This window comes from Pseudarthrobacter linnaei (assembly GCF_055412825.1).
Window position 1 is genome coordinate 15,679 of sequence record NZ_JBVAYX010000039.1, and the last position, 13,259, is coordinate 28,937.

The window sequence follows — 13,259 nt, forward strand, 5'->3', positions numbered from 1 at the left end:
GCCAACAACACTGCCAATAAATGGCAGAATGTAAGCAGTATTCACCCTGAGGAGATTTCAATGAGCAAAGCATCTGTTTCCGTTCCCAAGCCCGCTGCCGGAACCGGCTACTCCTACGACGACATCGATCACCGCGAACCGACCGGCCACGGCAACAGCCCGGCCGCCTGGACTACCGTTCTGGTCATGCTCGTCGGCGCCCTCATCATGTCCATCGCCTTTGTCATCGCCAACACCCCGATCTTCATCGCGGGCGGCGCTGTGATGCTGCTGGGCCTGGTCATCGGCCTCGTCATGCGCAAGGTCGGATACGGTGTCGGCGGCAGCAAGCTGAAGAACTCCGGCCACTAAGGGTGAGCGTTCTCGATGACATCAATGCCGGTGTCAGGGAGGATATGGAGGCCCGTCAGCGCCTCGTCACGCTCGCGGAACTGAAGGAGCGCGCCGCCGCGGCCGCGCCGCCACGCGACGCCTGGACCGCCCTGGGCGGGGCCACGGCGACGCGCGGGCAGCTGAAGGTCATCGCCGAAATCAAGCGCCGCAGCCCCTCCAAGGGCGATCTCGCGAAGATCGCGGACCCCGCGTCGCTCGCCGTGCAGTACGCCGAGGGCGGCGCCGCCGCGATCAGCGTGCTCACCGAACAGCGCCGCTTCAACGGCTCCCTCGCCGATTTCGACGCCGTCCGGGCCGCCGTGGACACCCCACTGCTGCGCAAGGACTTCATGATCGACGAGTACCAGATCTGGGAGGCCCGGGCACACGGGGCCGACCTGATCCTGCTCATCGTGGCGTCCCTGTCCGACGCGCAGCTGCGCGAGTTCAGCGCCCTCAGCCGCGAACTCGGCATGAACGTGCTCGTCGAGACGCACACCGCCGAGGAAATCGAGCGGGCGGTTGCCGCGGAAGCCCGGATCATCGGCGTGAACGTGCGCAACCTCAAGACGCTCGACGTCGACCGTTCCGTTTTCGCCGAACTCGCCGGAGGGATCCCCGCCGGCGCGCTCGTCATCGCGGAATCGGGCGTGCGCGGCGTCGACGACGTCCGCCACTACGCCGCGAACGGCGCCAGCGCGGTCCTCGTCGGCGAAGCCCTGGTCAGTGACGCGACGCCGCGGGAGCGGATCGCTGAATTCATGGCCGCCGGAGCCGAAGCAATCGCCGCACGTCCCTGACCCGCGCTTCCTTCCGGGCACCTCCCGGCAGGACGCCGGCAGCCTCCGTGCAGCACACAGATCTAATCAACAGTGGAACAGGATGGTGAGACCGATGGTCGATGCGCCAGCAGCCGGCTCAGACGAAAGCGCCGTGGACGCGTTCCTGCAGGGTGGAGAATCCCTGCGGCACGCCCCCGGACCCTACTTCGGCTCCTACGGCGGCCGATGGATGCCCGAGTCACTCATCGCGGCCCTGGATGAGCTCGAGGACACCTTCGAGAAAGCCAAGGCGGACCCCGAGTTCACCGCGCAGATCGCGGAGCTGAACAAGAACTACTCCGGCCGGCCCTCGCTGCTGACCGAGGCGAAGCGTTTCGCCGAGCACGCCGGGGGCGTGCGGATCTTCCTCAAGCGCGAGGATCTCAACCACACCGGCTCGCACAAAATCAACAACGTGCTGGGCCAGGCACTGCTGGCCAAGCGCATGGGCAAGACCCGGGTCATCGCCGAAACCGGCGCCGGCCAGCACGGCGTGGCCAGCGCCACCGCCGCCGCCCTGATGGGCCTGGAATGCGTCGTCTACATGGGCGCCGAGGACTGCCGCCGGCAGGCGCTGAACGTGGCACGGATGGAGCTCCTTGGAGCCACCGTCATCCCGGTGACCAACGGTTCCCAGACCCTCAAGGACGCCATCAACGAGGCGCTCCGCGACTGGGTCGCCAACGTGGACAACACCCACTACCTGCTCGGCACCGCCGCCGGGGCGCACCCGTTCCCGGCCATGGTCCGCTACTTCCACGAGGTCATCGGCGAGGAAGCCCGCGCCCAGATCCTGGAGCAGACTCACCGCCTGCCCGACGCCGTGTGCGCCTGCATCGGCGGCGGCTCGAACGCGATCGGCATCTTCCACGGCTTCCTGGACGATCCCTCGGTGAAGATCTACGGCTTCGAGGCCGGCGGCGAGGGCGTCGAAACCGGCCGCCACGCCGCCACCATCACCCTCGGCAAGCCCGGCGTGCTGCACGGCGCCCGCTCGTACCTTATGCAGGACGACGACGGCCAGACCGTCGAATCACACTCCATCTCGGCGGGCCTGGACTACCCCGGAGTCGGCCCGGAGCACTCCTACCTCGCGGACATCGGACGGGTCAGCTACGAGCCGATCACCGACAGCGAGGCCATGGACGCGTTCCGGCTGCTGTGCCGCACCGAGGGCATCATCCCGGCCATCGAGTCCGCGCACGCCCTGGCCGGTGCCATGAAGATTGGCCAGCGGCTGGCCGCCGAATGCGACGCTGCGGCCGGGGCCGCAGGCAAGCCATCAGACAAGATCGTGCTCGTGAACCTCTCCGGCCGCGGCGACAAGGACGTGGCCACCGCCGCGGAATGGTTCGACCTGCTGGACAAGGATTCACCCGAACACGAGATCGCCAAAGAGGGGGAACAGCTGTGAGCACCGTCCAGGACCCGGGCACAGCCCGGACCGCCAGCAAGTCGGCCGCGGCTATCGACCGCGCCAAAGCCCAGGGCCGCGCGGCCCTGATCGGCTACCTGCCCGCCGGCTACCCGAGCGTCGAGGAGACCATCGCGGCCGGCATCGCCCTCGCGGAGAACGGCGCGGACCTGATCGAAATCGGCATCCCCTACTCTGACCCGGTCATGGACGGCCTGGTCATCCAGGCCGCAACCACGGAAGCCCTCGCCAAGGGCTTCCACGTCAAGCAGGTCTTCGACGTCGTCCGCGGCATCACCAGCCAGACCGACGCCGCCGTGCTGGTCATGACCTACTGGAACCCCGTGGTCCGGATGGGCGTGGACGAATTTTCCCGCCAGCTGGCCGACGCCGGCGGAGCCGGGCTCATCACCCCGGACCTGATCCCGGACGAGGCGTCGGAATGGATGGCAGCTTCGGACAAGTACGGCCTGGACCGGGTGTTCCTGGTGGCCCCGTCATCCTCCCCGGAGCGGATGAAGCGCACCGTGGAGGCAAGCCGCGGCTTCGTCTACGCAGTCTCGATCATGGGCGTCACCGGCGCCCGCACCTCGGTCAGCTCCGCGGCCAGGGACGTTGTCGCCGCCGCGCACGCTGCCGGCGCCGAACGCGTCTGCGTCGGGCTGGGCGTGTCCAACGCGGACCAGGTCCGGGAGATCGCCGCCTACGCGGACGGCGTGATCGTGGGCACCGCGCTGGTCGTGGCCATCGGCGACGGCGGCGTGGATGCGGTAGCGTCCTTGACAAAAGACCTCAGCACCGGACTTACCAGGGAAGAAGCCTAAGCAATGCAGTCAGTCCTCCACGTGGCGGCGATGATCCCCGCGAGTATTCCGAGCCCGGACTGGTCCGGTTTCGACATCCCGCTGCCGTGGGGGTCACTGCGCATCCACGCCTACGCCCTGTGCATCCTGCTCGGCATCATCGCCGGCCTCTGGCTCACCTCCGTGCGCTGGTCCAAGCGCGGAGCCCCCGAGGGCAGCGTCTGGGACATCGCCATCTGGGCCATCCCGTTCGGCATCATCGGCGGCCGGCTCTATCACGTTGTGTCCTCGCCGGACGCGTACTTCGGGCCCGGCTTCGACGGCACCGGCGATCTGTCCCTAATCCCGCAGCTCCAGCGCGGCGGGCTGGGCATCTGGGGAGCGGTGCTGCTGGGCGCTGTCGGTGCGTGGATCGGCTGCCGCAAGGCGGGCGTCAAGCTGAGCGCTTTCATGGACGCCGCGGCTCCCGGGCTGCTGCTGGCCCAGGCGATCGGCCGTTGGGGAAACTACTTCAACCAGGAACTCTTCGGCGGGCCGACCACCCTGGCCTGGGGCTTGCAGATCGACGCAGACAACCCGAACTTCCCGCCGGGCATGGCCGCGGACACGCTCTTCCACCCGACCTTCCTGTACGAATCCCTCTGGAATCTGGCCGGCGTCGGCATTCTGCTGCTGCTGGACCGCAAGTTCCGGTTCCGCCGCGGCCGCCTGTTCTGCCTGTACGCGGTCTACTACACGCTGGGCCGGGTCTGGATCGAAGCGATGCGGATCGACGACGCCGAAATGATCAGCCTGTTCGGCATCACCACCCGGCTGAACGTGTGGACCAGCATCTTCGTCCTGCTCGGCGCACTGGCCGCGTTCATCATCCTGGGTCTGCGCAAGCCCGCGGAATCCGACACGGTTTATCTGCCGGGCCACGAACCGTCCGGCACGGACACTGACAAGGACCCTGGCACCGACACCGGCGATGACTCGGCGGACAACGTGCCGGCCACCGTTGCGGCCGGCACTGTTCCGGCCCACAGCAGTGTCCGCCATTCGGATACTGCTGTCTCAGATAGTGAATCGCGTGATAATCTCCCAGATAACCAAAGCGGTCCAGGCCACGTTTCCGCCCCAGCTGGAGCGTCCAAGGAATCCACCGGCGGCACCAAGCCCGCCACCGGAGTACCGGCGGCCGGAGCACCCGGCCACCAGGGGACCGGAACCGCGCCGGAAGCTGAGGGCACCAAGTAGCTCAGCGCCGGCAAACCGGGCCGCGGGGTCACCCCCGCAGAGCCCGTTTCCACAGCGTCGTGGCAGCAGGGAAGGCAGCGCACTGCAGACAGTGGCAGTTCGCGCAATCCCGGGACGGCGGTCGCGTAACTGTTAGTGCAGGAAGCGGCCCTGACCTACAATTCGAATAAGAAAACACTTTGTTGTGCCCATCACACCGGCGCACCGATGCGGGCCAATGTTGTCCCTCCCATACGCACGATCAGGAGGAAGGACGTCTCCCATGACCCAAACCCTGCACAGCCCCAGTTGGTCAGAGCCTCAGCAGCCCGCCATGTCACCTTTCAAGCGCTTCGCGGCGCTTCCCGAAGCGGCCGGGCTCTACAACCCCGAGCAGGAGAAGGACGCCTGCGGCCTCGCCATCATCGCCACGCTGCGGGGGGAGCCGGGTTACGACATCGTTGACGCCGCCCTGACGGCCCTGCGCAACCTCGAGCACCGCGGTGCCGTGGGCGCGGACGAAGGCACCGGCGACGGCGCCGGACTGCTCATGCAGATCCCGGACGAATTTTTCCGCGCCGTGACCGACTTCGAACTTCCCGCCCCCGGCCAGTTTGTCGCCGGCACCGCGTTCCTCCCCGCGGAGCAGCGCGAATCCGACGCGGCCAAAGCCGGCATTGAGGGCCTCGCCGCCGACGAGGGCCTGTTGGTCCTCGGCTGGCGCGAAGTGCCGATCGTCGCCGACCTGGTCGGGGCGATGGCCCGGGCCTGCATGCCCTACTTTTCGCAGCCGTTCTTTGCCTCCGCCACCGGGGAAGTGCTGGAGCGCAACGAACTCGACTCGCGCGCCTGGCGCATCCGGAAGCGGGCGCAGAACAAGTTCGGCGTGTACTTCCCGTCGCTGTCCTGCCGGACCATCGTCTATAAGGGCATGCTGACCACGGCCCAGCTTGAGCCGTTCTACCCGGACCTCTCGGACAAGCGCTTCAAGACCAAGCTCGCGATCGTCCACTCACGCTTCTCCACCAACACCTTTCCGTCCTGGCCGCTGGCCCAGCCTTTCCGGACCATCGCCCACAACGGCGAAATCAACACGGTCAAGGGAAACCGGAACTGGATGCGCGCCCGCCAGTCGCAGCTGGCCAACCCGCTGCTGGGGGACGCGCCCGAGGAGCTGTACCCGATCTGCACCCCGGGCGCTTCCGACTCGGCGTCCTTCGACGAGGTCGCGGAACTGCTCTGGCTCTCCGGCCGGCCGATCACGCACTCGATCATGATGATGATCCCCGAGGCCTGGGAAAACCACGCCACGATGGATCCGGCCCGCCGCGCTTTCTACGAATACCACTCGCTGCTGATGGAACCGTGGGACGGCCCCGCAGCCGTGTCCTTCACCGACGGCAACCTCGTCGGCGCCACCCTGGACCGCAACGGGCTGCGCCCGGGCCGGTTCTGGATCACCGAGGACGGCCTGATCATCTTCGCCTCCGAGGTCGGCGTGATCGACGTCGAACCCTCCAAGGTGGTCAAGAAGGGCCGCGTCTCACCCGGCAAGATGTTCCTCGTGGACACGGACGCCGGCCGGATCATCAGCGACGCCGAGGTCAAGGCCGAGGTCGCGGCAGCCAACCCCTGGGCCGACTGGGTCAAGGAAAACCTGATCGACCTCAAGGACCTGCCCGAGCGCGAGCACGTCGTGCACACCGCGGCCTCGGTCAACATCCGCCAGCGCACCTTCGGCTACACCACCGAGGAACTGAAGATCCTGCTCGGCCCGATGGCCCGGACCGGCGCCGAGCCGCTCGGCGCCATGGGCTCGGACACGCCCGTGGCCGTGCTCTCGAAGCGGCCCCGGCTGCTGTTCGACTACTTCGTGCAGTCCTTCGCGCAGGTCACCAACCCGCCGCTTGACGCCATCCGCGAGGAACTCGTCACCTCGCTGACCTGCGCAATCGGGCCCAACGGGAACCTGCTGGACACCAAGCAGGTCCGTCAGCCGCAGGTTTCGCTGCCGTTCCCGGTGATCAACAACGACCAGCTCGCCAAGATCGCGAACATCGAGAACGCCGACGGCGACAAGGTCGCCATGAAGGTCCGCGGCCTCTACCGCCCCGAAGGCGGCGAGAACGCGCTGCGCGCCCGGCTGACCGAAATCTGCGAGCAGGTCTCCGGCGCCATCAACCGCGGCGTCCAGTACGTGGTGCTCTCGGACCGTGACTCGAATGCCCAGTGGGCGCCGATCCCGTCCTTGCTGCTGGTCAGCGCCGTGCACCACCACCTGCTGCGCAGCGCCAACCGCACCAAGACTGCCCTGGTGGTCGAGGCCGGCGATGTGCGCGAAACCCACCACGTGGCCGTGCTGATCGGCTACGGTGCCTCCGCGGTGAACCCGTACCTGGCCATGGAGTCCGTGGAGCAGTTGATCTCCACCGGCGACGTCGTCGGGGTCACCGCGCAGGACGGCGTCTACAACCTGATTAAGGGCCTCGGCAAGGGCGTCCTGAAGATCATGTCCAAGATGGGCATCTCCACCGTGGCCTCCTACACCGGAGCCCAGACCTTCGAGGCCCTCGGCCTCGGCCAGGACCTGGTGGACGAGTACTTCTCCGGCACGCACTCCCAGCTCGGCGGCGTCGGACTGGACGTCATCGCGGCGGAGGTCGCGGCACGCCACCGCATGGCGTACCCCGAGAACGGCATCGAGCAGCCCCACCAGGCCCTGATGGGCGGCGGCGAGTACCAGTGGCGCCGCGACGGCGAGCCGCACCTGTTCAACCCGGAGACCGTCTTCCGGCTGCAGCATGCCACGCGTGAGCGCCGCTACGACATCTTCAAGTCCTACACCCGCGGTGTGGACGACCAGTCCGAGAACTTGATGACCCTGCGCGGGCTGCTGAAGTTCAAGGCCGGGCTGCGCCCCGCGGTCCCGCTCGAGGACGTGGAGTCCGTCTCCAGCATCGTCAAGCGGTTCTCCACCGGCGCGATGAGCTATGGCTCCATCTCGCAGGAGGCCCACGAAACCCTCGCGATCGCCATGAACCGGCTGGGCGGCAAGTCCAACACCGGCGAAGGCGGCGAGGACGTGGACCGGCTGCTCGATCCGACCCGCCGCTCGGCGGTCAAGCAGATCGCGTCCGGCCGTTTCGGCGTGACGAGCCTGTACCTGACCAACGCCGATGACATCCAGATCAAGATGGCGCAGGGTGCCAAGCCCGGCGAAGGCGGCCAGCTGATGGCGCAGAAGGTCTACCCCTGGGTGGCCCGGACGCGGCACTCGACGCCCGGCGTCGGGCTCATCTCCCCGCCCCCGCACCACGACATCTACTCCATCGAGGACCTCGCCCAGCTGATCTACGACGCGAAGCGGGCCAACCCCTCGGCGCGGGTGCACGTCAAGCTGGTTTCCGAGGTCGGGATCGGCACGGTCGCCGCCGGCGTCACGAAGGCCAAGGCCGACGTCGTCCTGGTGTCCGGGCACGACGGCGGCACCGGCGCCTCGCCGCTGAACTCGCTCAAGCACGCCGGTGTGCCGTGGGAGCTGGGTCTCGCCGAGACGCAGCAGACCCTGATGCTCAACGGCCTGCGCGACCGCGTCGTCGTGCAGGTGGACGGCCAGCTTAAGACCGGCCGCGACGTGGTGATTGCCGCGCTGCTCGGCGGCGAGGAGTTTGGTTTCGCCACCGCCCCGCTGGTGGTCTCCGGCTGCATCATGATGCGCGTCTGCCACCTCGACACCTGCCCGGTGGGCGTCGCGACGCAGAACCCGGAGCTGCGCTCCCGGTTCAACGGCAAACCGGAATTCGTGGTCAACTTCTTCGAATTCCTTGCCGAGGAAGTCCGCGAGATCCTGTCCGAGCTGGGTTTCCGGAGCATCGAGGAAGCGATCGGCCACGCCGAAATGCTCGACACCCGCGAGGCGATCAACCACTGGAAGGCCGAGGGACTGGACCTGGACCCGATCCTGCACGGGCTCGAGTTCGACGACGACGCCCCGCTGCGCAACCTCACCGGCCAGAACCATGAGCTGGACAAGCACTTCGACCAGCGCCTCATGGTGATGGCCGCGGAAGCCCTGAGCGACCGCACACCGGTCAAGATCGCCGTCAACGTCATCAACACGGACCGCTCCGTCGGCACGATGCTGGGCCATGTGGTCACCAAGACCTTCAGCACGGACCTGCTGGCGACGGACACCATCGACATCACGTTGACCGGCACCGCCGGCCAGTCGCTCGGTGCATTCCTGCCGGCCGGCATCACGCTGCGGATGTTCGGTGACTCCAACGACTACGTCGGCAAGGGCCTTTCCGGCGGGCGCATCATCGTCCGGCCGGACCGCACCAACGTGTTCCCGGCCGAGCGCAATGTGATCGCCGGCAACGTGATCGGCTACGGTGCCACGAGCGGTGAGATGTATCTGCGCGGCCAGGTCGGCGAACGCTTCATGGTCCGCAACTCCGGCGCCACCGCGGTGGTCGAAGGAATCGGCGACCACGGCTGCGAGTACATGACCGGCGGCCAGACGCTCATCATCGGGCGCACCGGCCGCAACTTCGGTGCCGGCATGTCCGGCGGCACGGCGTACGTGCTGGACCTGCAGACCGAACGCGTCAACAAGCAGGCCCTCGAGGCCGGCGAGCTGCAGCTGCGCGAACTGGACGCCGAGGACCGCGAAATTGTCCATGGACTGCTCCTGAAGCACTCCGAGGAGACCGAATCGCTGCTGGCGGCACGGCTGCTGGAGAACTTCGACGATACCGCAGCCCGCATAACCAAGGTGCTGCCGCGCGACTACGCGGCCGTCCTGCAAACCCGTCTCGACGCCATCGAAGAGGGCCTTGACCCCGACGGCGAAGAAGTTTGGTCTCGAATCCTGGAGGTGACCGGTGGCTGATCCACGCGGATTTCTGAAAGTACGTCAGCGCGAAACCCAGCCCCGCCGTCCCGTTCCGGTCCGCATCATGGACTGGAAGGAAGTCTATGAGGCCCAGGAAAAAGGTGTCCTGAAGGCGCAGGCCGGCCGCTGCATGGACTGCGGCGTGCCGTTCTGCCACCAGGGCTGCCCGCTGGGCAACCTCATCCCGGAGTGGAATGACCTCATTTGGCGGGACAAGGGCGAGGAAGCGATGGAGCGGCTGCACGCCACCAACAACTTCCCCGAGTTCACCGGCCGGCTCTGCCCGGCCCCCTGCGAGGCGTCCTGCGTGCTGGGCATCAACCAGCCAGCCGTGACCATCAAGCAGGTCGAGGTCTCGATCGTGGACCAGGCCTTCGAGAACGGCTGGGTCAACCCGCTGCCGCCGGCCCGCCTTAGCGGCAAGACGGTCGCCGTCGTCGGCTCCGGCCCCGCCGGGCTCGCCGTCGCGCAGCAGCTGACCCGGGTGGGACACACCGTCGCCGTCTACGAGCGCGACGACAAGATCGGCGGCCTCCTGCGCTACGGGATCCCCGACTTCAAGATGGAAAAAGAGCACGTGGACCGCCGCCTGGAGCAGATGAAGGCCGAAGGCACCCGCTTCCGGCCCGGCGTCGCCGTCGGCACGGACGTGACCTGGGAGCAGCTGCGCCGCCGTTACGACGCCGTTGTGGTCGCCACCGGCGCCACCGTCCCGCGTGACCTGCCGATTCCGGGCCGCGAGCTCGAGGGCGTGCACTTCGCGATGGACTACCTCGTCCCGGCCAACCGTGTGGTGGCGGGGGAGGCGGTCGAGAACCAGATCAACGCTGCCGGCAAGCACGTGGTCATCCTTGGCGGCGGCGACACCGGCGCGGACTGCCTCGGCACCGCGCACCGGCACCAGGCCGCGTCCGTCACCACCCTCGCGATCGGCAAGCAGCCGCCGGCCGAGCGTGCCGGCCACCAGCCGTGGCCGACGTTCCCCACCCTGTTCGAAGTTGCCAGCGCCCATGAGGAAGGCGGCGAACGCACCTACCTCGCCTCCACCGTGGAATTCGTCGGAGAAAACGGCAAACTGACCGGCGTGAAGGTGGCCGAGACCGAATTCGTCGACGGCAGGCGCCTCCCCAAGGCCGGCACCGAGCGGATCATCCCGGCGGACCTGGTCTTCCTGTCCCTGGGCTTTACCGGTCCAGAACCGGCCGGGATTACCGAGCAGGTCAGCGCCGAGTTCGACGGCCGCGGCAACGTGGCCCGCGACGGCTACTACATGACCAACACGGAAGGCATCTTCGTCGCCGGAGACGCCGGCCGCGGACAGTCGCTCATCGTCTGGGCCATTGCCGAGGGACGGGCCTGCGCCGCCGCGGTGGACAAGTTCCTGATGGGCAGCACCATCCTTCCGGCCCCCGTGGCGCCGACGGACCGGGCCATGGCCGTCCTGTAGGCCGAAGATGCTTTCTGGTGGCCGGCGACGGTCACATTCTGCCAACAACTTCATCCATACAATCGACTACTAGGGTAGGTATATGAGACGCGCTAAAATTGTGGCCACCTTCGGACCGGCGATCGCGAGCTTCGAGAACACTCTCGCTGTGTTGGAAGCCGGCGTCGACGTGGCCCGCATGAACATGAGCCACGGCGACTACGCCGTGCACGACACCACGTACGAGAACGTCCGCAAGGCTGCCGGGCAGCTCGGCAAGCCGGTGGCCATCATGGCCGACCTGCAGGGGCCCAAGATCCGCCTCGGCCGGTTCGTGGACGGGCCGCACCTGCTGGCCGTCGGTGACACCTTCACCATCACCACCGATGACGTCCCGGGCACTAAGGACATTTGCTCCACCACGCTGAAGAGCCTCACCGAGGACGTCAAGGCCGGGGACGCACTCCTGATCGATGACGGCAAGGTCGCCCTCCGCGCGATCGACGTCGACGACGTCAAGGTCGTCGCCCAGGTGATCGTCGGCGGCTACGTCTCGAACAACAAGGGCATCAACCTGCCCGGCGTTGCCGTCAATGTGCCGGCGCTGAGCGTAAAGGACGAGGATGATCTCCGCTGGGCCATGCGCCGCGGCGTGGACATGGTGGCCCTCTCCTTCGTCCGCGATGCCTCGGACATCAAGCGCGTTCACGAGATCATGGACGAAGAAGGCCGCCGCGTGCCGGTCATCGCCAAGATCGAAAAGCCGCAGGCCGTCGAGCAGCTCCCCGAGATCATCGACGCCTTCGACGCCATCATGGTGGCCCGTGGCGACCTTGGCGTGGAACTTCCGCTCGAGGAAGTGCCGATTGTCCAGAAGCGCGCCGTTGAACTGGCCCGCCGCTGGGCCAAACCGGTCATCGTGGCAACCCAGGTGCTCGAATCCATGATCGACAACCCGCGTCCGACCCGCGCTGAGGCCTCCGACTGCGCCAACGCCGTGCTCGACGGCGCCGACGCGGTCATGCTGTCGGGCGAGACCAGCGTGGGCAAGTTCCCGATTGAGACCGTGAAGACCATGGCCAGGATCATTGAATCCACCGAGGTCCACGGCCTGGAGCGCGTCCCCCCGCTGGGCACCAAGCCCAAGACCCGCGGCGGCGCCATCACCCGTGCCGCCGTCGAGATCGCCGACCAGCTGGATGCGAAGTTCATCTGTGCCTTCACCCAGTCCGGCGACTCCGCGCGGCGTCTGTCGCGGCTGCGTCCGATCCGTCCGGTCTTCGCCTTCACCCCGGTGGAGCATGTCTGGAACCAACTCGCGCTGACCTGGGGCATCCAGCCGGTCCTGGTCCCGATGGTGGGCCACACCGACGAGATGACCGCCCAGGTTGACCGCAGCCTGCTGAACATGGATCTCGTCGAGGACGGAGACATGGTGGTCATCGCCGCCGGTTCGCCTCCCGGAAAGGCCGGTTCCACGAACATGCTGAAGGTCCACAAGGTCGGCGACCTGGCCGACGCCGGCCTCGGCGAAGCAGAAGTAACCAGGGACAAGCTCGGCCCCTGGCCGGAAAAGAAAAAGCGGAACGGCAACGTCTAGTTCCGCGCTTGAGATAAAAGGGAGGGCTCCCGCCATTTACGGCGGGAGCCCTCCCTTTTTGCGTTCTTAAACGCAGATACCCCAGGGGGTATATGATCGAAACATGGCAAGCAATCGCATGACGCCCATCCCGGCCCGCACCGTCAGCGCGGAGGAGCTCGCCGGCGTCTGGCCCGGCGTCGCTCTGGTCGATGTCCGCAGCCGGGAGGAATATGCGGTCGCCTGCATTCCGGGAAGCATCAACATTCCGCTGGATGAACTCCCGTCCCGCCTGAACGACGTGCCGAACACCACGGTCTACGTGCTCTGCGGGTCAGGAAAACGCAGCAGCCAGGCGGCCGCCCTACTTTCCGGGCGGGGCTACGACGTCGTCAACGTCGCCGGCGGCATCACCGAGTGGTACCGCGGCGGCCACCCGGTGACCTACGCCCCGGCTCCGGCGGATACGCCCCGGCCCGGACGCTGGCGGTCGCTGGCGGACCGGCTGACCGGTCGCCGGCCTGGCCGCGACTGAGGTGGCGCCCCGTCCGGGGATGTCCTGAGCGCCACCCCCGCTGGCGCCGCCCTGCTGGCGCCAATCCGCCGGTAACCCGCTGGCGCCAATCCGCCGGTAACCCGCTGGCGCCAATCCGCCGGTAACCCGCTGGCGCCAATCCGTTGGCGCCAGCTCGCCGGTAACCCACTTGCAGGATACCCCCGGGGGTATTA

At 67.5% G+C, this 13,259-nt stretch carries 9 protein-coding genes; all 9 read left to right on the plus strand.

Annotation, left to right across the window (positions count from 1 at the left end; all coding sequences use genetic code 11):
* The first annotated feature begins 60 nt into the window (after positions 1–60).
* A complete protein-coding gene (locus ACZYZ3_RS19185) occupies positions 61–351 on the plus strand; it encodes an HGxxPAAW family protein (RefSeq protein WP_463965377.1) in 291 nt (96 codons plus the stop codon).
* A 2-nt stretch (positions 352–353) separates the two neighbouring features.
* Positions 354–1,172 carry an indole-3-glycerol phosphate synthase TrpC gene (gene trpC, locus ACZYZ3_RS19190; protein ID WP_463965378.1) on the plus strand — a complete coding sequence of 273 codons (819 nt, stop codon included), beginning with the start codon at positions 354–356 and terminating at the stop codon, positions 1,170–1,172.
* Positions 1,173–1,266: 94 nt separating this feature from the next.
* Entirely contained in the window at positions 1,267–2,607 is a 1,341-nt protein-coding gene (gene trpB, locus ACZYZ3_RS19195) for a tryptophan synthase subunit beta (RefSeq protein WP_463965379.1), read from the plus strand.
* Positions 2,604–3,431: a tryptophan synthase subunit alpha gene (trpA, locus tag ACZYZ3_RS19200; protein ID WP_463965380.1), complete on the plus strand. Its 828-nt coding sequence runs from the start codon at positions 2,604–2,606 to the stop codon at positions 3,429–3,431. Before trpB ends, trpA begins: the two co-directional genes overlap by 4 nt.
* Before the next feature lie 3 nt (positions 3,432–3,434).
* Positions 3,435–4,649, plus strand: coding sequence for a prolipoprotein diacylglyceryl transferase (gene lgt / locus ACZYZ3_RS19205; protein WP_463965381.1), 1,215 nt, complete (start codon positions 3,435–3,437; stop codon positions 4,647–4,649).
* Between the two features lie 262 nt (positions 4,650–4,911).
* Positions 4,912–9,522 carry a glutamate synthase large subunit gene (gene gltB, locus ACZYZ3_RS19210; protein ID WP_463965382.1) on the plus strand — a complete coding sequence of 1,537 codons (4,611 nt, stop codon included), beginning with the start codon at positions 4,912–4,914 and terminating at the stop codon, positions 9,520–9,522.
* Positions 9,515–10,972: a glutamate synthase subunit beta gene (locus ACZYZ3_RS19215; RefSeq protein WP_463965383.1), complete on the plus strand. Its 1,458-nt coding sequence runs from the start codon at positions 9,515–9,517 to the stop codon at positions 10,970–10,972. The genes gltB and ACZYZ3_RS19215 overlap by 8 nt, the downstream gene beginning before the upstream one ends.
* 82 nt (positions 10,973–11,054) lie before the next feature.
* Positions 11,055–12,551 carry a pyruvate kinase gene (gene pyk, locus ACZYZ3_RS19220; RefSeq protein ID WP_463965384.1) on the plus strand — a complete coding sequence of 499 codons (1,497 nt, stop codon included), beginning with the start codon at positions 11,055–11,057 and terminating at the stop codon, positions 12,549–12,551.
* Between the two features lie 103 nt (positions 12,552–12,654).
* A complete protein-coding gene (locus tag ACZYZ3_RS19225; protein WP_463965385.1) occupies positions 12,655–13,065 on the plus strand; it encodes a rhodanese-like domain-containing protein in 411 nt (136 codons plus the stop codon).
* Positions 13,066–13,259 lie beyond the last annotated feature (194 nt).

Bases quoted from the DNA above. Each gene is read 5' to 3' on its own strand.
- ACZYZ3_RS19225 (WP_463965385.1), top strand. From the start codon at position 12,655: ATGGCAAGCAATCGCATGACGCCCATCCCGGCCCGCACCGTCAGCGCG.
- trpB (WP_463965379.1), top strand. From the start codon at position 1,267: ATGGTCGATGCGCCAGCAGCCGGCTCAGACGAAAGCGCCGTGGACGCG.
- gltB (WP_463965382.1), top strand. From the start codon at position 4,912: ATGACCCAAACCCTGCACAGCCCCAGTTGGTCAGAGCCTCAGCAGCCC.
- lgt (WP_463965381.1), top strand. From the start codon at position 3,435: ATGCAGTCAGTCCTCCACGTGGCGGCGATGATCCCCGCGAGTATTCCG.
- pyk (WP_463965384.1), top strand. From the start codon at position 11,055: ATGAGACGCGCTAAAATTGTGGCCACCTTCGGACCGGCGATCGCGAGC.
- ACZYZ3_RS19185 (WP_463965377.1), top strand. From the start codon at position 61: ATGAGCAAAGCATCTGTTTCCGTTCCCAAGCCCGCTGCCGGAACCGGC.